The sequence below is a fragment of the Pseudomonas sp. genome (genome assembly GCF_030698175.1).
Lineage (GTDB): Bacteria > Pseudomonadota > Gammaproteobacteria > Pseudomonadales > Pseudomonadaceae > Aquipseudomonas.
Map to the genome: position 1 here is coordinate 163,774 of NZ_JAUYNT010000028.1, position 19,895 is coordinate 183,668.

20 protein-coding genes are annotated in these 19,895 nt (G+C 61.9%); 10 read left to right on the plus strand and 10 right to left on the minus strand.

Annotated elements, in window-relative coordinates; genetic code table 11:
* Positions 1-16: 16 nt before the first annotated feature.
* From Q8R10_RS15160 to Q8R10_RS15180, 5 genes are all read left to right on the plus strand, one after another.
* A complete protein-coding gene (locus Q8R10_RS15160) occupies positions 17-2,278 on the plus strand; it encodes an arginine/lysine/ornithine decarboxylase (protein ID WP_305654679.1) in 2,262 nt (753 codons plus the stop codon).
* 73 nt (positions 2,279-2,351) lie between these two features.
* Positions 2,352-3,038: an ABC transporter permease gene (locus Q8R10_RS15165; RefSeq protein WP_305654680.1), complete on the plus strand. Its 687-nt coding sequence runs from the start codon at positions 2,352-2,354 to the stop codon at positions 3,036-3,038.
* A gap of 5 nt (positions 3,039-3,043) precedes the next feature.
* Positions 3,044-3,745, plus strand: a complete 702-nt coding sequence (locus Q8R10_RS15170) for an ABC transporter permease (protein WP_305654739.1) — start codon at positions 3,044-3,046, stop codon at positions 3,743-3,745.
* A gap of 30 nt (positions 3,746-3,775) precedes the next feature.
* Positions 3,776-4,540: an ABC transporter ATP-binding protein gene (locus tag Q8R10_RS15175; protein WP_305654681.1), complete on the plus strand. Its 765-nt coding sequence runs from the start codon at positions 3,776-3,778 to the stop codon at positions 4,538-4,540.
* A gap of 59 nt (positions 4,541-4,599) precedes the next feature.
* Positions 4,600-5,967 (plus strand): OprD family porin, encoded by a 1,368-nt coding sequence (locus Q8R10_RS15180; protein ID WP_305654682.1) that lies wholly within the window; start codon positions 4,600-4,602, stop codon positions 5,965-5,967.
* 63 nt (positions 5,968-6,030) lie between these two features.
* On the opposite strand, the gene Q8R10_RS15185 is transcribed toward Q8R10_RS15180, so the two are convergent.
* From Q8R10_RS15185 to zur, 8 genes are all read right to left on the minus strand, one after another.
* A complete protein-coding gene (locus Q8R10_RS15185) occupies positions 6,031-7,071 on the minus strand; it encodes a sensor domain-containing diguanylate cyclase (protein ID WP_305654683.1) in 1,041 nt (346 codons plus the stop codon).
* Between the two features lie 246 nt (positions 7,072-7,317).
* Positions 7,318-8,103, minus strand: a complete 786-nt coding sequence (locus tag Q8R10_RS15190; protein WP_305654684.1) for a MetQ/NlpA family ABC transporter substrate-binding protein — start codon at positions 8,101-8,103, stop codon at positions 7,318-7,320.
* A gap of 249 nt (positions 8,104-8,352) precedes the next feature.
* Positions 8,353-9,042 (minus strand): methionine ABC transporter permease, encoded by a 690-nt coding sequence (locus Q8R10_RS15195; protein ID WP_305654685.1) that lies wholly within the window; start codon positions 9,040-9,042, stop codon positions 8,353-8,355.
* Complete coding sequence (locus Q8R10_RS15200; RefSeq protein ID WP_305654686.1) at positions 9,042-10,049, minus strand: methionine ABC transporter ATP-binding protein; 1,008 nt, start codon at positions 10,047-10,049, stop codon at positions 9,042-9,044. The genes Q8R10_RS15195 and Q8R10_RS15200 overlap by 1 nt, the downstream gene beginning before the upstream one ends.
* Positions 10,050-10,231: 182 nt before the next feature.
* Positions 10,232-11,098, minus strand: coding sequence for a hypothetical protein (locus tag Q8R10_RS15205; RefSeq protein WP_305654687.1), 867 nt, complete (start codon positions 11,096-11,098; stop codon positions 10,232-10,234).
* Positions 11,099-11,206: 108 nt separating this feature from the next.
* Complete coding sequence (gene znuB, locus Q8R10_RS15210) at positions 11,207-11,995, minus strand: zinc ABC transporter permease subunit ZnuB (protein ID WP_305654688.1); 789 nt, start codon at positions 11,993-11,995, stop codon at positions 11,207-11,209.
* On the minus strand, positions 11,988-12,761 hold the full coding sequence (gene znuC, locus Q8R10_RS15215) for a zinc ABC transporter ATP-binding protein ZnuC (RefSeq protein ID WP_305654689.1): 774 nt from the start codon (positions 12,759-12,761) through the stop codon (positions 11,988-11,990). The genes znuB and znuC overlap by 8 nt, the downstream gene beginning before the upstream one ends.
* The gene (gene zur / locus Q8R10_RS15220) at positions 12,758-13,258 is read right to left on the minus strand and encodes a zinc uptake transcriptional repressor Zur (RefSeq protein WP_305654690.1); all 501 of its coding nucleotides are present in this window, start codon (positions 13,256-13,258) and stop codon (positions 12,758-12,760) included. The genes znuC and zur overlap by 4 nt, the downstream gene beginning before the upstream one ends.
* Positions 13,259-13,340: 82 nt before the next feature.
* Between zur and Q8R10_RS15225 the strand changes: the two genes are divergently transcribed.
* The 4 genes from Q8R10_RS15225 to Q8R10_RS15240 all read left to right on the plus strand — a co-directional run bounded on the left by Q8R10_RS15225 (position 13,341) and on the right by Q8R10_RS15240 (position 15,506).
* Entirely contained in the window at positions 13,341-14,255 is a 915-nt protein-coding gene (locus Q8R10_RS15225; protein ID WP_305654691.1) for a zinc ABC transporter substrate-binding protein, read from the plus strand.
* 12 nt (positions 14,256-14,267) lie between these two features.
* Entirely contained in the window at positions 14,268-14,594 is a 327-nt protein-coding gene (locus Q8R10_RS15230; RefSeq protein WP_305654692.1) for a hypothetical protein, read from the plus strand.
* A 104-nt stretch (positions 14,595-14,698) separates the two neighbouring features.
* Positions 14,699-15,244 carry a Bro-N domain-containing protein gene (locus Q8R10_RS15235; protein WP_305654693.1) on the plus strand — a complete coding sequence of 182 codons (546 nt, stop codon included), beginning with the start codon at positions 14,699-14,701 and terminating at the stop codon, positions 15,242-15,244.
* 40 nt (positions 15,245-15,284) lie between these two features.
* On the plus strand, positions 15,285-15,506 hold the full coding sequence (locus tag Q8R10_RS15240; protein ID WP_305654694.1) for a hypothetical protein: 222 nt from the start codon (positions 15,285-15,287) through the stop codon (positions 15,504-15,506).
* Positions 15,507-15,537: 31 nt separating this feature from the next.
* Here the strand turns inward: Q8R10_RS15240 and Q8R10_RS15245 are convergent, their stop codons facing one another.
* Both Q8R10_RS15245 and Q8R10_RS15250 read right to left on the minus strand, forming a co-directional pair.
* Positions 15,538-16,488 (minus strand): homoserine kinase, encoded by a 951-nt coding sequence (locus Q8R10_RS15245; protein ID WP_305654695.1) that lies wholly within the window; start codon positions 16,486-16,488, stop codon positions 15,538-15,540.
* Between the two features lie 32 nt (positions 16,489-16,520).
* On the minus strand, positions 16,521-16,805 hold the full coding sequence (locus Q8R10_RS15250; protein WP_305654696.1) for a DUF2782 domain-containing protein: 285 nt from the start codon (positions 16,803-16,805) through the stop codon (positions 16,521-16,523).
* A 78-nt stretch (positions 16,806-16,883) separates the two neighbouring features.
* On the opposite strand from Q8R10_RS15250, the gene polA reads away from it, so the two are divergent.
* Positions 16,884-19,760 carry a DNA polymerase I gene (gene polA, locus Q8R10_RS15255; protein ID WP_305654697.1) on the plus strand — a complete coding sequence of 959 codons (2,877 nt, stop codon included), beginning with the start codon at positions 16,884-16,886 and terminating at the stop codon, positions 19,758-19,760.
* The last annotated feature ends 135 nt before the right edge of the window (positions 19,761-19,895 follow it).

The window sequence follows — 19,895 nt, forward strand, 5'->3', positions numbered from 1 at the left end:
CAGGAATAAAAATAAGATGAGCATGAAATTTCGTTTCCCGCTGGTACTGATCGGCCAGCACCGGCGCGCGGACACCCGCACCGGCGAGAGCGTGCGCGCCCTGGCCGCCGCCATCGAGCAGGAAGGCGTTGAGGTGCAATGGCTCGATCACTACGCGGATCTGGCCGCGCTGGCGCAGCAGCAGAACCGCGCCAGCGGCTTTGTCGTGGCCCTCAGTGATGCAGAGCTGGCGCCCGACAAGATCGAGGCGGTGATCGCCGGGTTGCGTACTTTCGTCGCCACGGTGCGGCAGCGCAACAACGACATTCCGATCTTCCTCTACGGCCAGACGCGCACTTCGCAGCACCTGCCCAAGGAAATTCTCAAGGAGCTGCATGGCTTCATCCACATGCACGAGGACACCCCGGAGTTCGTCGCGCGCTACATCCTGCGTGAGGCGCGGGCTTATGTGGAGGCGCTGACCCCGCCGTTTTTTCGCGCCTTGCTCAACTATGCCCAGGACGGTTCCTACTCCTGGCACTGTCCGGGCCACTCGGGGGGCGTGGCCTTCCTCAAGAGCCCGGTGGGCCAGGTGTTTCACCAGTTCTTCGGCGAGAACATGCTGCGCGCCGACGTCTGTAACTCGGTCGAAGAACTCGGCCAGCTGCTCGACCACACCGGCCCGGTGGCGGCCAGCGAGCGTAACGCGGCGCGGATCTTCGGCTGCGACCATCTGTTCTTCGTTACCAACGGCACCTCGACCTCGAACAAGATGGTCTGGCACTCGGCGGTGGCCCCCGGCGACATCGTGGTGGTGGACCGTAACTGCCACAAATCGATCCTGCATTCGATCATCATGTGCGGGGCTATTCCGCTATTCCTGATGCCGACGCGCAACCACTACGGCATCATCGGGCCCATCCCCTTGAGTGAATTCGAGCCGGCCAGCATCGCCCGCAAGATCGAAGCCAACCCTTTCGCTCGCGCGGCGCTGGCGGCCAATCCAGGGCGCAAGCCACGTATCCTGACCATCACCCAGAGCACCTACGACGGTGTGCTGTACAACGTCGAGATGATCAAGGCGACCCTGGCCGACAGCATCGACACCTTGCACTTCGACGAGGCCTGGTTGCCCCACGCGACCTTCCACCCGTTCTACCGCGAGATGCACGCCATAGGCGCGGAGCGGCCGCGCAGCGACAACTGCCTGGTGTTCGCCACCCAGTCGACCCACAAGATGCTCGCCGGCCTCAGCCAGGCCTCGCAGATTCTGGTGCAGGAAGCCAAGCACCGTAAGCTCGACCGTTCGCGCTTCAACGAGTCGTACCTGATGCACATCTCCACCAGCCCGCAGTACGCGATCATCGCCAGCTGCGATGTGGCGGCGGCGATGATGGAGGCGCCGGGTGGCACCGCCCTGGTGGAAGAATCGCTGCGCGAAGCCATGGATTTCCGCCGCGCCATGCGCAAGGTGGCCAGCGAATACCAGGATTCCTGGTGGTTCGGCGTGTGGGGGCCGGAGCAGCTGTGTGAGGACGGTATCGGTCGCCGCGAAGACTGGCTGCTGGGCGCCAACGAGCGCTGGCATGGCTTCGGCAATCTGGCCGCAGGCTTCAATCTGCTCGACCCGATTAAGGCCACGCTGATCACCCCCGGCCTGGACGTCAGTGGCGAGTTCGCCGCCGAGGGCATCCCGGCGGCCATAGTCACCAAGTACCTGGCCGAGCACGGCATCATCGTCGAGAAGACCGGGCTCTACTCGTTCTTCATCATGTTCACCATCGGCATCACCAAGGGCCGCTGGAACACTCTGGTCACCGAGCTGGAGCAGTTCAAGGACGCCTATGAGGCCAACAGCCCGCTGTGGCGGGTGATGCCGGCCTTCGTCAGCAAGCAGCCGCACTACGCGCAGGTCGGCCTCAAGGACCTCTGCCAGAAAATCCACAGTGTCTACCGCGAGCACGACGTGGCGCGCCTGACCACCGAGATGTACCTGTCGGCCATGCTGCCGGCGCTCAAGCCCACCGATGCCCATGCCTGCATGGCGCGTGGCGAAGTGGAGCGGGTGGCGTTGGACGAGCTGGAGGGGCGGATCACCGCGATCCTGCTGACGCCTTATCCGCCGGGCATTCCGCTGCTGATTCCGGGCGAGCGCTTTAACCGGGTGATAGTCGACTACCTGCGTTTCGCCCGCGAGTTCAATACCCGCTTCCCGGGCTTCGAGACCGATGTGCATGGCTTGGTCAAGGGCGAGGTGGACGGCCAGCCGGGCTACTACGTCGACTGCGTACGGGCCTAAACGTCGCACCCTCTGCCCGCCGACTGGCGAGGCCTTTTTTGCTCAGTGGCGCGCGCTGCGCGCAGGAGAAAACATGTTTAACGGTTACTTGCCGGCGATTTTCGCCGGCGTCGTCACCACCCTGGAGGTGGCGCTACTGGCGTTGCTGCTGGCGATTGTGCTCGGCCTGATTGGCGCCTGCCTGAAGCTGTCGCCGTTGGCCTGGCTGCGCTGGCCGGCGCAGTTGTACACCACCATCATGCGTGGGGTGCCGGACTTGGTGGCGATGCTGCTGCTGTTCTACGGCATGCAGATTTTCTGCAATGCCTTCACCGAAGCCTACGGGCTGGCGCAATGGGATATCGACCCCTATGTGGCCGGGGTCATCACCCTGGCGCTGATCTACGGCGCGTATTTTTCCGAGACCTTTCGCGGCGCCTTTCTGGCCGTGCCGGCCGGCCAGCTGGAAGCCGGTTACGCCTACGGCATGACGCGGGCCAAGGTGTTTCGCCGGGTGCTGTTCCCGCAAATGATGCGCTTCGCCCTGCCCGGCCTGAGCAATAACTGGCTGGTACTGCTCAAGAGTACGGCGATAGTGACCATGATCGGCCTGCAGGACATGACCTGGATGGCCGATCAGGCCGGCCGCGCCACCCGCCAGCCGTTCCTCTTCTACATGCTGGTATGCCTGTTGTACCTGGCCCTGACCGCCTGTTCGCAATGCGCCCTGGGCGCCTTGAACAAGCGCTATTCCCTTGGCGTGCGACACGCGGAGCTTTGATCGTGATCGACCTACAGCCACAAATCATCCTCGACAACTTGCCGCTGTTTTTTACCGGTTTGCTCATGACCCTCAAGCTCACCGGCTATTCGCTGCTGATCGGCCTGCTGCTGGCCATGCCGCTGGCGCGGCTGCGGGTGTCGCGCAACCGCTGGCTGAGCCAGTCGGTTTGGGCCTACACCTACTTCTTCCGTGGCACGCCGCTGCTGCTGCAACTGCTGGTGCTCTATTACGGCCTGTCGCAGTTCGAGTGGGTGCGGCACAGCCTGTTCTGGCCGTACCTGCGCGAACCTTACTGGTGTGCGCTGATTGCCTTCGCGCTGAACACCTGTGCCTACACCACCGAGATTTTCGCCGGTGCCATGCGCAACATCCCCCACGGCGAGATCGAGGCGGCGCGGGCCTATGGCATGAGTCCGCTGACGCTGCTACGCCGGATCATCCTGCCGTCGGCCTTGCGCCGGGCCATCCCGTCCTACAGCAATGAAGTGATCCTGATGCTGCAGGGTTCTTCGATCGCCAGCGCCGTGACCCTGATGGACCTCACCGGCGCCGGGCGCAGCGTCTACTCGGACTACTACGCGCCCTTCGAGGCCTTCATCTTCATCGGCCTGGTGTACATGGCCATGACCTTCGCGTTGGTGGGGCTCTTCAAGCTCCTGGAACTGCGCTACCTGGCTTATTTGGCGCCGCGCGCGTCGCGTTGAGCCAGCCCGAATCGAGCAAGAGGAATAATAATGACAACCCTAGTAGTCGCCAATATTCACAAGCAATACGGCCACCAGAAGGTGCTCAAGGGCGTGTCGCTGAGCGCCAAAAAGGGTGATGTGATCAGCATCATCGGCTCCTCCGGCTCGGGCAAGAGCACCTTCCTGCGCTGCATTAATTTTCTGGAAAAACCCAATGCCGGGACTATTCGCTTAGGCGACGAAGACATTCGCCTGGGCACTAACAGTCACGGCGAGTTGCAGGTGCTCGACCACAAGCAGCTGCAGCGCATGCGCACCAAACTGGCCATGGTGTTTCAGCATTTCAACCTGTGGTCGCACCTGACAGTGCTGGAGAACGTCATCGAGGCACCGCTGCATGTGCTGGGGTTGAGTCGCGCAGAAGCCGTGAGCCGTGGCGAGAAATACCTGCGGCAGGTGGGCCTAGGCGACTTTGCTGCTGTGTATCCGGCGCATCTGTCCGGCGGTCAGCAACAGCGGGTGGCGATTGCCCGCGCCCTGGCCATGGAGCCGGAGGTGCTGTTGTTTGACGAGCCCACTTCGGCGCTGGACCCCGAGCTGGTCGGCGAGGTGCTCAAGGTCATGCAGGGGCTGGCCGCCGAGGGTCGCACCATGATCGTGGTGACCCACGAAATGGCCTTCGCCCGTGAGGTCTCGACCCAGGTGATCTTCCTGCACAACGGCCAGATCGAGGAGCAGGGCAGTCCCAGCGAAGTCTTTAGCCGAACCAAGAGCGAACGCCTGCGGCAGTTCCTCAGTGGTGCATTGAAGTAAACCGGCCCCGTCGCCGCCATTGCCAAATAACAACAACAGTAAGCAATAGGAGTAAACCCATGCACATCCTTAAATGCAGCGCCCTAGCCTTGGCCATAGGCGCGGCGAGTCAAACGGCGCTGGCGGATAACCCAGAGCCTGCCGCCGCAGACAGTGCCGAACTGCAGGCCACGACTCCAAGCAACCAGGCGCAGTCCAACGGATTAGTGGCGGACAGCAAGCTGAATGTCCTGGCGCGCAACTTCTACTATAAAGACGACGACAAGTCCGCGGGTGCCGAGCAGAGCTATGCGCAGGAGTGGGCGCAGGGGCTGATCAGCAGCTTCGAGTCCGGTTTCACCCAGGGCCGCATCGGCTTTGGCGTCGATGCCCATGGACTGCTCGGCCTGAAACTCGACAGCGGCCGGGGGCGTGCCGGCACCGGCATGCTGCCGAGCAATGCGGGCGACTGCAACGCCGAGGGCCAATGTGGCTCCCAGGACAGTTATGGCGAAGTGCATGGCGCACTGAAGGCGCGGGTCTCGAATACCACGCTGAAATACGGTGAGATGTTCGTGCATACGCCGCTGTTCGACACCGGCGATACGCGCCTGCTGCCGGAGGCCGCCACTGGTTTTCTGCTGACCAGTACGGATGTCGAGAACCTGGAAGTCAACCTCGGCCACTTCACCGCCGCCAACCAGCAAGCCTCGACCAATAGCGATGACGTGTTTAGCGGCTATGCCGGAGTCATGGACGGCGCCATGGACTTTGCCGGCGGCGTTTACAGCTTCAGCGATAGCCTCAGTGCCTCGCTGTATGCCGGTGAGCTGCAAGACTACTGGCGCCAGTACTACGCCAATCTCACCTATGGCATGGCCCTGAGCGATGCGCAGCAGTTGGACTTCAACGTCAATCTCTACCAGAGCTACGATGCCGGTTCGGCCAAGGTCGGCGCGGTGGATAACCGCACCGGCTCGCTGGCGGCCACCTACACCCAGGGCGTGCATGCCCTGACCCTGGCTTATCAGCAGGTCGATGGCGACACGCCGTTTGACTACGTCGGTAACTACTCGATCTACCTGGCCAACAGCTACTACTCGGACTTCAACGGCCCAAATGAAAAGTCCTGGCAGCTGCGCTACGACCTCGATCTGGGCGAGCTGCTGACGCCCGGGCTGACGGCTTTCGCCGCCTACCTCAAGGGCTACGACATCAATGCCCGTGGCATGAGTGCCGACAGTGCCTACCAGGCCGACTGGGGTGCGCGCGACGATCAGGATCACCACGAGCTGGATTTCGGCGCCCGCTATTTGGTCCAGGAAGGCGCCGCCAAAGACCTTAACTTCTATCTGGTGCAGCAAGTGCACCGTGGCTCGCAGCAGCAGTACGACGGCAGCTTCGACCGGGTGCGGCTGATCATCGAGTACCCGCTGGGGCTGCTTTAAACGCCGCTTAAACGGGCGGAGTAAACAGCCCGCGCCATGGCGCAGGCTTTGGCGTTTTCGCGCTCACTCTGCCGCCCCGAGCCTGGTGGGCAGCAGGCTCGGGCGGCGGGCGAGTTTATCCAAGTACATTTGTCGATCGGCGTGCTCCAGTAGCACATCCATATTGGGTTCGGTGATCCCGGGCTGGGCGATGCCGATGCTGGCACCGATCTGCAGGCGCTGCTCGGCAATCGCGAAAGGCACTTGCAGGGCGGCCTGCAGGCGAACTTTCAGCTCTTGCGGCTGGGTGGCGGATTGGTCGGCGGCGAGAATGATGAACTCATCACCGCCCAGGCGCGCGACTATGTCGCCGTCACGACAGCAGTGGCGCAGCCGCTCGGCGACCTGACGCAAGAGTTCATCACCGCACTGATGACCGTAGCTGTCGTTGATCGGCTTGAAGTGATCGAGATCGAGAAACAGCAGCGCAAAGTTCTGCCTGGCATCGCGGCGAAAACGCGCACAGGCGAGCTGCACCTGTTGCATCAAAGCGGCGCGATTAAACAGGCCGGTCAGGCTGTCATGGGCGGCTTGATGCAGAATCTCGGCGTCGCTGCGTTTACGCTCGGTGATGTCGCGGGCGATGGCATACAGCAGCGAACTATCGGCTGCCGGCGCCGGCGTGCACCAGGCCAGCCAGGCGTAGTGACCATCCTTGCAGCGATAGCGATTTTCAAAATTGATGGTGTCGCCTCCGGCGATCAGTGTGGCCAGCACGCCAAGCGTGGCCGCAACATCATCGGGGTGCACAAAATCGATAAAAGGCCGTTGCAGCAGCTCTTCTTTCGCATAGCCGAGCACTCGCATAAACGACGGATTCACGTCGAGAAAATAGCCGCCGGTATGGGCGATGCAGAGCATGTCGAGGGATAGGTCAAAAAAGTTCTGCCACTGGCGTATCTGCTGCCTAGCCTTGTTGAGCTCGTCGAACAGCTCGCTGTTGCTGGCGTCCATGGCCGCAGTCAGCTGTTCAAGCTCGCCGACATGCTTATGCAATTGGGCAAATTCAACTGCGCCGTGGCGCAATAAATCGAGCTTGGCATGGATGAGCTGAAGCTCTTGCATACGACCTCCCACATACAGACGGGTGGAAGTCCTTTTGCTGATGCGCTGCGTCGGATTTTGCCCACACAGGGCGCTCGCCAAGCTCACGGACTATCCGCAGTCGGCACTCCCTCAGTGTAGGTGAAGATATAGAGTGCTGGCGCCGTGATGACCGGGCGCGACGCACGGCGCCAACCGCTGAATAAAATATAAAAAAGCCCGCTCAATCGAGCGGGCTTCTTGGTCTGTGGCACCGGCTTATATCGATTAGAACGCCGGCACTACCGCGCCTTGATATTTCTCGTTGATAAAGGCTTTTACTTCGGCGCTGTTCAGGGCCTTGGCCAGCTTCTGCAAGCCGGCGTCGTCTTTGCGATCGGCGCTGACCACCAGAATATTCACGTAAGGCGAGTCGTTGCCTTCGATCACCAGCGCATCCTTGGTCGGATTGAGTTTGGCTTCCAGGGCGTAGTTGGTGTTGATCAGCGCCAGATCGACCTGATTGAGCACCCGCGGCAAGGTGGCGGCTTCCAGCTCGCGGACCTTGATGGCTTTCGGGTTGCTGGCGATGTCCTTGACCGTGGCGGTGATGCCGGCGCCGTCTTTCAGACTGATGACTCCAGCCTTGGCCAGCAGCAACAGGGCGCGGCCGCCGTTGGTGGCGTCGTTGGGGATTACCACGTTGGCGCCCTGGGACAACTCGGCCAGGCTTTTGATTTTGCTCGAGTAGGCGCCGAAGGGTTCGATATGCACGCCGGCGATGCTGACCAGCTGGCTGCCACGGGCCTTGTTGAACTCATCCAGGTACGGCTGGTGCTGGAAGAAGTTGGCGTCCAGACGGCCTTCGGCCACCTGCACGTTAGGCTGCACGTAGTCGGTGAAGACCTTGATCTTCAGTTCCACGCCCTCTTTGGCTAAAGCCGGCTTAACGAATTCGAGGATTTCCGCATGGGGCACGGCGCTGGCGGCGATGCTCAGGGTTTCGCTGGCCTGAGCGGTAAACACCGTGGCCAGGGCGGCGACGGCGGCAAGGGTGAGAGCATTTTTTTTCATTTTGAGTTCCTTGTGGGACGTACTGCGGGCACCGAGGGTAAGGGCGCCTGCCGGTTTATTTTGGCTCTGTGCCAATTAAGTGTTGAACGCCGCCAATCTCGTGGGAGGGGCTTTAGCCGCGATGCCTTTTGCGCCGCCGGACAGCCGCTGAATCAGCCTGCAGTCTGTCGCGGCTAAAGCCCCTCCTACAAAGAGCTACAGCCTGGCGCAACACATAACGGGTACAGAGCCTTTATTTTCTAGAGCTTTTTATTTCTTGGAGAAGTGCACCACCAGCTTATCGCCAGTGTTTTGCAGAATTTGCACCAGCACCAACAGCAACACCACGGTGACCGCCATCACGTCCGGCTGATAACGCTGATAGCCGTAACGCACGGCCAGGTCACCGAGACCACCGCCGCCGATCAGGCCGGACATGGCGGTATAAGACACCAGGGTAATGGCCGTCACAGTGATGGCAGCGAGGATGCCTGGCAGCGCTTCCGGCAGCAGCGCGCGGGTGATGATTTGCCAGGTGCTGGCGCCCATCGCCTGAGTTGCTTCGATGATGCCGCGATCAACTTCGCGCAAGGCGGTTTCCACCAGCCGGGCGAAGAACGGCGTGGCGCCGACCACTAACGGTGGAATGGCGCCGGCCACGCCCAGCGAGGTGCCGGTCAGCAGCACCGTCAGCGGAATCATCAAGATCAGCAAGATCACGAACGGCACTGAGCGCAACACATTGGCCAGCAACGACAACAGGCCATACAGCGCTGGTTGGGCAAACAGCTGGCGTGGCCCGGTGAGAAACAACAGCACTCCCAGCGGCAGGCCGAGCAACAGGGTGAACAGCAGCGAACCGCCGAGCATGCTCAGGGTGTCGAGGCTGGCGTAGCCGATTTCCGCCCAATCGACGTTCGGTAACAGAGGGTGCAACAGGTTTGCGAGTAAGGCTTCCATTAACGCAGCACCTCCAGGTGCACATCGGCGGCGACAAAGCAGGCTAATGCGGCCTCGACGTCGCCACCGGTCAGCGCCAATGTCAGCTGGCCGTAGGGGGTATCTTTGATCCGGTCGATGCGCCCGGCGAGGATGCTGTAATCAACCCCGGTTTGCCGCGCCACGCTGCCCAGCAGCGGTGCGTAGGTGGCCTCGCCCTGAAAGGTCAGGCGCAAAATCCGCCCGGCCACATGGGCGAAGTCATCGCGCTGACCTTCGGCGTCGACCTGCTCGGACTCCAGCACGAAGTTACGGGTGGTCGGGTGTTGCGGGTGCAAAAACACTTGGGCCACCGGCCCCTGCTCGACTATTACCCCGCCGTCCATGACCGCCACCCGGTCGCAGACCCGGCGAATCACGTCCATCTCATGGGTGATCAGCACTATGGTCAGGTTCAGCTCGCGGTTGATCTCGGCCAGCAGCTGTAGCACTGAGGCGGTGGTTTGCGGATCGAGGGCGCTGGTGGCCTCGTCGCAGAGCAGAATCTTCGGCTCGGTGGCCAGTGCGCGAGCGATACCGACCCGCTGCTTCTGCCCGCCGGAAAGCTGCGCCGGGTATTTGTTGGCGTGCTCGGTCAGGCCGACACGGGCCAGCAAGGCCTCGACCCGCGCGGCGATCTGGCTGGCGCTGAGTTTGCCGGCAAGCTTCAGTGGCAAGGCGATGTTGGCCGCCACGGTTTTGGCCGCGAGCAAATTGAAGTGCTGAAAGATCATCCCGGCTTGCTGGCGGAACTGCCGCAAACCTTCAGGGTTGAGCGCGGTGACATCGATACCGTCGACGATAATCCGCCCTCCCGACGGCTCTTCGAGGCGATTGATCAGCCGCAGCAGGGTGCTTTTGCCAGCGCCGGAGTGGCCGATCAAACCGAACACTTCCCCGCGGGCGATGTGCAGGTCGGTCGGTTGCAGGGCACTGATGTCGCGGCCATTGACGGGATAGGTCTTGTGCACGCGCTGGAATTCGATCACGGGATAAACCTTGTGGGTTTGTTTGGGCTTTATTTAGGCGCTGGGTCGGCGCAAAGCCCGGCAGTTTACCTTGCGCCCGCAAACGCGCAAAAACTTTGCCGATCTAAGCTTATAGCTTGAGTCTTGGCGACTAAGCGCCAGGGCAGCCCAGGGCGGACTCACTTAAGCCCGCGTCGCAGTGCTTAGCCTTTCTTCGGCGTCAGCACCAGTTGCGGCGCTTGCTGCGGGTTGAGCACCTGCTGCAACTGCAGATTGAAGTTGGGATTGAGCTTTTTCACCCGCGCCGACAGCAGCGCGGCAACCCAGGGAAAGTCTTTGCCTTGGCGCACTTCAACGCTGACGGCGCAATTAAAGTTGACCACGTCGCTGGCGACGCTATCGAGCAGTTTGCGCAACGCATCGCGATCTTCTTCATCTAGCATCGGCATGCCGATGGCGCTGCTGGCGGCGTCCGGTTTGATCAGTTTGGCCTGCGGCTGAGCCGGCGCGGCAGCCACCACCGGTACACTGGCGGCTTGTTCGGTGGCGGCTTTTTTCAACGCCGCCTGGCGCTCGGCGGCCAGTTTCAGCTGGCGGGCTTGTTCGGCTTTGGCGGCGGCTTCTTTAGTCGCGGCCTGTTGGGCGACAACCCGGGCTTTCTCGGCGTTGGCCAGCTCAGTGGCGCGGGCGCTGCTGATGGCGCTGTCCAGGCCGCTGGTGAGTGCTGGAGCTTGGGGCAGTAAGCTGCGAGCGTGAGTCAGGGCGGCGGTGGCGGCATTCAAGTCGCCTTTTTGCAGCGCGCCTTGTCCTTGTTGCAAATAAGTTTCGGCTATCTGCCGTTGGTATTGCTCCAGCCGAGTGTCGCCGGCGGCGCGTTGCTTGAGGTTATTCAACTGGCTTTCGGCCTGTTGCAGTTGGCCGTTATTCAGGCTTTGGTCGAGGCTGCGAAAGGCGCTGACCAGGTCATCCACCGGCAATTCGTCGTCGACAGCCAAGGCAACGCCGCTGCCGGCGGCGGTCAAAAGTGAAACCAAAAATAGGACTAGATAGCTGGAAGTGAACGACTTCATTGTGGCGGGTCTCATTTTGCGCAAAAAACGCGCAAGTCTACACCGCGCACCCGATCACAACCAAACCTAGGACTGGTTAGCCGCCGGGCGGCGGATAGCGGCGACTGGTTAAGCGCGGCGTTTCGGGATGGCCAAACTGAGCAAAAACAGCACGGCAGCTGCCACCACAATCGATGGCCCGGCCGGGGTGTCTTGGAACCAGGACAGGCTCAGGCCCGCGCACACCGCCACGACGCCGAGCACGCTGGCAGCCACGGCCATTTGCTCGGGGCTGTGGGAATGGCGCTGGGCCGCCGCCGCCGGAATGATCAGCAAGGAGGTGATCAGCAGCACGCCGACGATCTTCATCGCCAGGGCAATCACCAGGGCAATCAGCAGCACCAGGCACAGCCGTAGCGCCGCCACCGGCAGGCCTTCGACCTGGGCCAGTTGCTCATGCACGGTGATCGCCAGCAGCGGTCGCCACAGCGCCAACAGGGTCAGCAGCACCAGCCCACAGCCGCCGATAATCCACAGCAAATCGCTCGGCCCGACGGCCAGCAGGTCGCCAAACAGATAGCCCATCAGGTCGATGCGTACCTCGCGGTTAAAACTCAGCACCACCAAGCCCAGGGACAGCGTGCTCGGTGCCAGAATTCCCAGCAGGGTGTCGGCGGCCAGGGGTTGACGTTGTTGCAGGGTCACCAGCAGCAAGGCCAGCAACAGGCAACCGAGGGTCACCGCTAGGGTTGGGCTGACATCCAGCAACAGGCCGATGGCCACGCCGAGCAATGCGGCGTGGGACAGGGTGTCGCCGAAATAGGCCATCCGCCGCCAGACCACGAAGGAGCCCAGCGGCCCGGCCACCAGCGCCAGGGCCAAGCCGGCCAGTAAAGCATTGAGTAAGAAGTCAGCCATGCTTGCAGTCGGCTCCGTGGACATGGGGTTTGCCCAGTACCACGCTGCCATGCAGGTCGTGGCCGTGGTCGTGGCGGTGGTGATAGACGGCCAAACTCTTGGCATCTTCGCCAAACATCTCGACAAACACCGGGTCGTTGCTGACCTGTTCCGGATGGCCGGAGCAGCAGACATGGCGGTTCAGGCAAATCACCTGATCGGTGGTGCTCATCACCAGGTGCAGGTCGTGGGAGACCATCAGCACGCCGCAACCGTGACGGTCACGCAGGCGGGTGATCAGGCTGTACAGCTCGGCCTGGCCGCTGACATCGACGCCCTGCACCGGCTCATCCAGCACCAGCAGTTCGGGCTCGCGCAGCAGCGCCCGGGCCAACAACACGCGCTGCAGTTCACCGCCGGAAATGCTTTGCAGCGGGCTGTCGATCACCTGGGTCGCGCCGACTTCTTCCAGCGCCGCCAAGGCCCGCAGACGATCGACGCCGGGCACCAGGCGCAAGAAGCGCAGCACCGACAGCGGCAGCGAGGCATCCACCTGGAGTTTTTGCGGCATATAGCCGATGCGCAGTTTCGGCTGGCGCCAGACGCTGCCGCTGTCGGGTTTGAGCAGGCCCAGCACGGCGCGCACCAGGGTGGTTTTACCGGCGCCGTTGGGGCCGATCAGGGTGACGATTTCACCGGCGTTAACGCTCAGTTGCACGTCCTGCAACACCGTCTGGCCGCCGAAGCCGACGCCGATGCCTTCGAGGCGGATCAGTGCGCCGCTCATGCCGACACCTGACAACTGGCGCAGAGGCCGACCACTTCCACCGTCTGGCCTTCGACGCTAAAGCCCACGCTGGCGGCGCTGCTGACAATCGCCTGGCTGATGCTGCTTTGCTCCAGCTCGATGGAGGTGTGGCATTGCCGGCAAATTAGAAATTGGCCCTGATGGGGCTGCTCGGGTTGATTGCAGCCGACGAAGGCATTCAGCGAGGCAATGCGATGCACCAGGCCGTTTTCCTGGAGAAAATCCAGCGCCCGATAAACGGTCGGCGGCGCGGCGCGGCGGCCATCCGCCTCGCTCAGCACGGCCAAGATGTCATAGGCGCCGAGCGGTTTGTGGCTCTGCCAAACCAGCTCCAAAACCCGCAGGCGCAAGGCGGTCAGACGCACCCCGCGTTGCGCGCAGACGGCCTCGGCCTCGGCCAGCGCGCTGCTGACGCAGTGCGAATGATCGTGGGGTAAACAGGCCAGCGGGGCCTTGGCGGTATAGGGCTTAAGCATGGGGCGGCAGACGTCTGGATGAAGAGACGTTATTCTATAACGCTTTCCACGCCTATTCCTCTCCTCGTGCAGGTGTTATTTCGTGTCCCGTCTCTTGTTTGGCCTTTTTCTCAGTTGCCTTGCCGTTGGTGCCAGTGCCGAGGTGCGCCTGCTCACCAGCATCAAACCGTTGCAGTTGATCGCCGCCGCGGTGCAAGACGGTATCGCCAGCCCGGAAGTGCTGCTGCCGCCCGGCGCCTCGGCGCATAACTATGCGTTGCGGCCCTCTGATGTGCGGCGGGTGCAAGAGGTTACGCTGCTCTATTGGATCGGCCCGGACATGGAAAGCTTTATGCCGCGGGTACTGGCCGGCCGCCGCCTGCCCAGCATCGCCGTGCAAGATTTGCCCGGCCTGCAACTGCGGCATTTTGGTGAAGATGAGTCGGCCGCTGAGCATGAGCATTCGTCAGCTGAGCACGACCACGACCATCGCCCCGGAACCCTGGATGCCCATCTGTGGTTGCTGCCGGCCAATGCCCAGGTGATAGCCACGCGCATGGCCGACGACGTGAGCGCCGCCGACCCAGCCAATGCCGCCCGTTATCAGGCCAATCTGCAGGCCTTCACGGCGCGCTTGCAACTGCTCGATCAGCAGTTGAAAAGCCGCCTGGCCGGGGTCAAGGGCAAGCCGTATTTCGTCTTCCATGAAGCCTTTGACTATTTCGAGGCCGCCTACGGCCTCCAGCATTTGGGCGTGTTTAGTGTCGCCAGCGAAGTGCAGCCGGGTGCCCAGCACGTGGCGCAGATGCGCGCACAGCTGCAGGCCGCCGGGCCGACCTGCGTGTTCAGCGAGCCGCCGCTGCGCCCGCGCTTGGCGCAAACCCTGAGCGCCGGTTTGCCGGTGACCCTGGCTGAGCTGGATGCCATGGGCGGTCAATTGCCGGTCACGGCCGGTGGTTACGAGCAGTTGCTCAACCACTTGGCGGATGGCCTCAGCAGTTGCCTGCAAGCGTTATAAAAGGAGATCGTCATGGCTCGCCAGACGTGGCTGAAAAGTTTCGCGCTACTGCTGTTGCTGGCTGTTTGCAGCCTCGCTAGCTACTCGCTCGGGCGCTGGCACAGTGCGGACTTCGACTTGCTCTGCGGCAGCGATTTTCACGACTACCGCAGCCGCAGCGCCTTGCACGATGCAAGTGGCATTCAAGTGCCCGCGGGCACCCGGTTCAAACTGCGTTTTTGCGAATACAACGCCCAGGCACGGCTGGAAGTGCTGATCGACAAGAGTGAATTCAGCCAGCTGGAGCCTGTGGCTAACCCCGCCGGTGAGCGCTGGTTGTACAACCTGCAGGCTGAGTGAGTGGTGGGTCAGGTCCAGGGTTAGGGTTAAGTTGTTAACTGGCGTAACTGGTGCTGCACGCGGGTAAATGGCGTGCCAAAAAACAACAAATATAGAGGTGCGACGTGACTGAACTGCCTAGCGACATCGCCCTGTTTGAAACCCAGCAGATTCGCCGTGTGTATGACGAGCAGGGTGAGATCTGGTGGTTTTCGGTGATTGACATCATCCAGGTGCTGACCCAGCAGCCGGATTACCAAACAGCGCGCAAGTACTGGAACAAGTTGAAGGAGCGGCTGATTAAGGAAGGCAGCCAACTGGTGACAAATTGTCACCAGTTGAAAATGACCGCCGCCGATGGCAAGCAACGCCTGACCGATGCCGCCAATGCCGAGACCCTGCTGCGCCTGGTGCAGTCGGTTCCCAGCCCCAAGGCGGAGCCGATCAAGTTGTGGTTGGCCAAAGTCGGCTATGAGCGCATGCAGGAGCTGGCCGACCCAGCCCAGGCCGTGGATCGCGCACGCAGCACCTGGCAGCAGCATGGCCGTAGCGAAAAGTGGATTCAGCAGCGCATGCTGGGCCAATCACGAGATCAAGAAAGGTCAGGAATACGCCATTCTGACCAATATCATTCATCAGGAATGGGCCGACCTTGGCGTCAAGGCGCATAAGGATCTCAAGGGGCTAAGCAGTCAGAATCTGCGCGACCATATGAGTGAAGCTGAACTGATTTTCACCGCGCTGGCAGAGCTATCCACCCGGCAGATTGCCGAAAGCGTGGATGCCACCGGCATGACAGCAAACAGTGCCGCGGCCAAAAGCGGTGGCCGTATTGCCCGCAAGGCGCGATTGGAACTAGAAGAGCAGACCGGCAGAAAGGTCGTCAGCGCCGACAATCTGAAACCGCCAGCCAGCAAGCGTCTCAAGCCTTAGGCTGGTTACGCCACTGTGCGACTCAGCCAACCTACAACGCAAACGGCAGCTGCAAACTCACCTGTTGGCGTTGCTGTAGGCGGCGCTGGAACTCGGTGGGGTCTTTGATATGCACGCCGGTGGCGGCGGGTTGGTGGATGGCGATCAGCCGCGACAGCCAAAAGCGCAGGCAGGCGACACGCAGCAAGGTTGGCCATAGGTGCGCCTCGGCGGCGGTGAAGGGCCGCAGGCTGGCGTAAGCACCGAGTAGGGCGCGGGTGCGACTACCATCCAGACGGCCGCTGGCGGTCGAGCACCAGTCATTCACGCTGATCGCCACGTCATACAGCATCGGGCCGGCACAGGCGTTGTGGAAGTCGATCAGTCCACTCAGGTGCGGGCCGTCAAACAGCAGATTGTCGCGAAACAAATCGGCATGCAGATTGGCGCGTGGCAGAGCAAGAATATGTGCGTGCTGCTCAGCCAGTTCGGCCAGGCTATCGCGCAGCAGCGGCAACTGTTCATCGTGCAGTTGCAGCGCCTGCAATGGCCCTTCACTGAGCATCCAGTCGAGGCCGCGATCACTTTGGTGCTCGAGTATCTGCTCGCGGGTGCTCAGGTGCAGGCGCGCCAGCAACTGGCCAACTTCGCGGCAATGCTGGGCGTTGGGTCGGCTGATGTGTTTGCCGGGCAGTCGCGGTTGCAGCAGCGCCGGTTTTTCCGCCAGCTCACGCAGGGTTTCGCCGCTTTGCGTGGCAATTGCGTAAGGCACTGGCAGGCCGGCGGCGTGCAGGCGCTGCAGTAACTCGACGACAAAGAACAGATCGCGACGCCGGCCGCGCTCAACCAGGGTCAGCACATACTCGCCGGCCTCCAGGCTAACGAAGAAGTTGCTGTTTTCCGTGCCTTCGGCAATGCCGTTAAATTCCAGCAGCCGCCCCAGCCCGTAGGGGGCCAGGAAGGCTTCTAGCTCGGCGCGTTCAACCAGGGTGAATACCGACATGGCTGCGACTCCTTAGCGCTTGAGGGCGGACGCTACCAGCTGAAAATTTCCCAGGATGGAATCAGCATGTCGGGCTGGTCAGAGCGGATAAAGTTGCCCTGGGTGCCGTCGGCGCGCACCAGAAAGTACGGTGGCATGCCCTTGGGCGTGATCTTGATGGCATACAGAAAGCCATTCAGGCGGTATTCCTGAATGGTCTTGTCGCCGTCCTGGCGGATGGTCACATCCGGCTCGGCGGTCGGTGCGTCCTCGGCCATCACGGCAAGCGGGCTGAGCGCCAACAAACTGGCCAGCAACAGGCGGTGAAGTGTGCGCATGGTAACCTTGCCTCTTTTTTATTCGTCATTGGTTCGGACATTGTAGCGCCGAGCCGCCAAAGAAGGTTGATCCTGCTCATGAGCCAAGCGCCTTTAGTCCTGGTGGACGGTTCTTCGTACCTGTATCGGGCTTTTCACGCCCTGCCGCCGCTGACCACCTCCAAGGGTTTACCCACTGGCGCGGTGAAGGGCGTGTTGAATATGCTCAAAAGCCTGCGCAAGCAGTATCCCGTGAGCCCTTTTGTGGTGGTGTTCGATGCCAAGGGGCCGACTTTTCGCGATGAGCTGTTTGCCGAGTACAAATCCCATCGCCCGCCGATGCCCGATGAGCTGCGCCTGCAGATCGAGCCACTGCACACCTGCGTGCGCGGCCTGGGTTACCCGCTGCTGTGCATCGAAGGGGTCGAAGCCGATGATGTGATCGGCACCCTGGCCCGGCAAAGTGCGGCACTCGGCCGGCCAGTGGTGATCTCCACTGGCGACAAGGACATGGCCCAGCTGGTCTGCCCGCTGGTGACGCTGGTCAACACCATGACCGGCAGCGTGTACGACGTTGACGGGGTGAAAACCAAGTTTGGCGTCGGCCCCGAGTTGATCATCGATTACCTGGCGCTGATGGGCGACAAGGCCGACAACATCCCAGGCGTCGCCGGGGTCGGCGAGAAAACCGCGCTGGGCTTGCTGGTCGGCATCGGCGGCGGGCTGGATGTGCTCTACGCCAACCTGGATAAAGTCGCCGAACTGCCGATCCGTGGCGCCAAGACCCTGGCCGCCAAGCTGCTTGAGCAGCGCGAGATGGCCTATCTGTCCTATGAGCTGGCGACCATCAAACTGGACGTGCCGCTGGATGTACAGATCGACGATTTACACATGCGGCCGATTGATCCGCTGCTGCTGGCGCCGGTGTACCGCGAGCTGGAGTTCAAGAGCTGGCTGGCGCAACTGCCCAGCCCGCCGTCGGTGCCGGTTGCGGCGAGCGAGCCGGCCGGTGAAGGCGTGTTTGATTTGCGCGCCTCGGCCAGTGCGCCAGTAACTGAGCTTGCTCCGCAGGCGGACAGCGCCGTGGTTGAGGTTGCGCCGCTGGCTGAAGCTGCCGAGGTTGAAGCCATTGCGGGTTTATTCGGCGCGTACGAAACCATTCTCGACCCCGCGCGCTTTGCCGTCTGGCTGGAGAAGTTGCAGCAGGCCGAGCTGATCGCCTTCGACACCGAAACCACCAGCATCGATGCGCAGCAAGCGCAGTTGGTGGGCCTCTCCTTCGCCGTCAGCGCCCATGAGGCGGCCTATGTGCCGCTCACTCACTCCTATATGGGTGTGCCGGCGCAGCTGGACCGCGAGATGGTGCTCAAAGCGCTCAAGCCGCTGCTGGAAGATCCACACAAAGCCAAGGTCGGCCAGAACGCCAAATACGACATCAATATCCTCGCCAATTGCGCCATCGACGGTGACCCGAGTCAGGGCATCCAGCTGCGCGGCGTGGCCTTCGACAGCATGCTTGAGTCCTATGTGCTCAACGCCACCGCCAGCCGCCACAACATGGATGCCTTGGCACTGAAATACCTCGAGCACAGCACCATCGCCTTTGAAGACATTGCCGGCAAGGGCGCCAAGCAGCTGACCTTCGACCAAATCGCCATCGAACAGGCCGGCCCTTACGCCGCCGAAGATGCCGACGTGTGCCTGCGTTTGCACCAGGCGCTGTGGCCGCAACTGCAAGCGGTGCCGAGTTTGGCCAAGGTGCTGAGCGAAATCGAAATGCCGCTGGTGCCGGTGCTGGCGCGCATCGAACGGCAGGGGGCGTTGGTGGACGCCAAGTTGCTCGGCGAGCACAGCGTCGAGTTGGGCGACAAGCTGGTGGAGCTGGAGCGCCAGGCCTTCGCCATCGCCGGTGAGGAGTTCAACCTCGGTTCGCCCAAGCAGCTGGGGGTGATTCTCTATGAAAAGCTCGGGCTGCCGATCCTCAGCAAGACCGCCAAAGGCCAGGCTTCGACCGCCGAAGCGGTGCTGGCCGACTTGGCCGAGCAGGACTACGAGCTGCCCAAGGTGCTGATGCAGTATCGCAGCTTGAGCAAGCTGAAAAGCACCTACACCGACCGCCTGCCGGAGCAGATCAATCCGCGCACCGGGCGCATCCACACCTCTTACCATCAGGCAGTCACGGCCACCGGACGCTTGTCGTCCAGCGATCCGAATCTGCAGAACATCCCGATTCGCAGCGCCGAAGGCCGGCGGATTCGTCAGGCCTTTATCGCCCCGTCTGGCTATCAGCTGGTGGCTGCGGATTATTCGCAGATCGAGCTGCGGATCATGGCCCATCTGGCCCAGGACGAAGGGCTGCTGCACGCCTTCCGGCATAACCTCGACGTGCACAAAGCCACTGCGGCGGAAGTGTTTGCCGTCGAGCTGAGCGAGGTCACTACCGATCAACGCCGCAGCGCCAAGGCGATCAACTTCGGGCTGATTTATGGTATGAGCGCCTTCGGTTTGGCCAAGCAGATTGGCTGTGATCGCAAGCAGGCGCAGGCCTATATCGAGCGCTATTTTGCCCGCTATCCGGGCGTGCTGGCCTATATGGAGCGCACCCGCGAGCAGGCCAGCGAGCAGGGTTATGTCGAGACGTTGTTCGGTCGCCGCCTGTACCTGGCCGACATCCACTCGAAAAACGCCGGCCTGCGCAAAGGCGCCGAACGCACGGCGATCAACGCACCGATGCAAGGCACCGCCGCCGACATCATCAAGCGCGCCATGGTCTTGGTGGATAACTGGCTGAGCGAGTCCGGCGTCGATGCGCGGGTGATCTTGCAGGTCCACGATGAACTGGTGCTGGAGGTGCGTACCGAACTGGTTGCACAGGTTTCAGTGCGGTTACAGGCGTTGATGGGCGCTGCCGCCGAGCTGGCGGTGCCGCTGCTGGTTGAGGTCGGGGTGGGCGCCAACTGGGATGAGGCGCACTAACGAAAAGCCTTAGCGCAGCTGGCGATTAGGCCGGCTGCGCTTGGTCGCAAGTGATTGATCTGCCGCTGAACTTGTCGCCCCAATCGGCGTCAGAACTTATGAATGGCTGGTGTGGCCATTTTGTTTCTTGTTGAG

What these genes read in the sequence shown, in the direction of transcription:
- Q8R10_RS15160 (WP_305654679.1), top strand. Translation starts at nt 17, where the DNA reads ATGAGCATGAAATTTCGTTTCCCGCTGGTACTGATCGGCCAGCACCGG.
- Q8R10_RS15165 (WP_305654680.1), top strand. Translation starts at nt 2,352, where the DNA reads ATGTTTAACGGTTACTTGCCGGCGATTTTCGCCGGCGTCGTCACCACC.
- Q8R10_RS15175 (WP_305654681.1), top strand. Translation starts at nt 3,776, where the DNA reads ATGACAACCCTAGTAGTCGCCAATATTCACAAGCAATACGGCCACCAG.
- Q8R10_RS15180 (WP_305654682.1), top strand. Translation starts at nt 4,600, where the DNA reads ATGCACATCCTTAAATGCAGCGCCCTAGCCTTGGCCATAGGCGCGGCG.
- Q8R10_RS15185 (WP_305654683.1), bottom strand. Translation starts at nt 7,071, where the DNA reads ATGCAAGAGCTTCAGCTCATCCATGCCAAGCTCGATTTATTGCGCCAC.
- Q8R10_RS15190 (WP_305654684.1), bottom strand. Translation starts at nt 8,103, where the DNA reads ATGAAAAAAAATGCTCTCACCCTTGCCGCCGTCGCCGCCCTGGCCACG.
- Q8R10_RS15195 (WP_305654685.1), bottom strand. Translation starts at nt 9,042, where the DNA reads ATGGAAGCCTTACTCGCAAACCTGTTGCACCCTCTGTTACCGAACGTC.
- Q8R10_RS15205 (WP_305654687.1), bottom strand. Translation starts at nt 11,098, where the DNA reads ATGAAGTCGTTCACTTCCAGCTATCTAGTCCTATTTTTGGTTTCACTT.
- znuB (WP_305654688.1), bottom strand. Translation starts at nt 11,995, where the DNA reads ATGGCTGACTTCTTACTCAATGCTTTACTGGCCGGCTTGGCCCTGGCG.
- znuC (WP_305654689.1), bottom strand. Translation starts at nt 12,761, where the DNA reads ATGAGCGGCGCACTGATCCGCCTCGAAGGCATCGGCGTCGGCTTCGGC.
- zur (WP_305654690.1), bottom strand. Translation starts at nt 13,258, where the DNA reads ATGCTTAAGCCCTATACCGCCAAGGCCCCGCTGGCCTGTTTACCCCAC.
- Q8R10_RS15230 (WP_305654692.1), top strand. Translation starts at nt 14,268, where the DNA reads ATGGCTCGCCAGACGTGGCTGAAAAGTTTCGCGCTACTGCTGTTGCTG.
- Q8R10_RS15240 (WP_305654694.1), top strand. Translation starts at nt 15,285, where the DNA reads ATGAGTGAAGCTGAACTGATTTTCACCGCGCTGGCAGAGCTATCCACC.
- Q8R10_RS15245 (WP_305654695.1), bottom strand. Translation starts at nt 16,488, where the DNA reads ATGTCGGTATTCACCCTGGTTGAACGCGCCGAGCTAGAAGCCTTCCTG.
- Q8R10_RS15250 (WP_305654696.1), bottom strand. Translation starts at nt 16,805, where the DNA reads ATGCGCACACTTCACCGCCTGTTGCTGGCCAGTTTGTTGGCGCTCAGC.
- polA (WP_305654697.1), top strand. Translation starts at nt 16,884, where the DNA reads ATGAGCCAAGCGCCTTTAGTCCTGGTGGACGGTTCTTCGTACCTGTAT.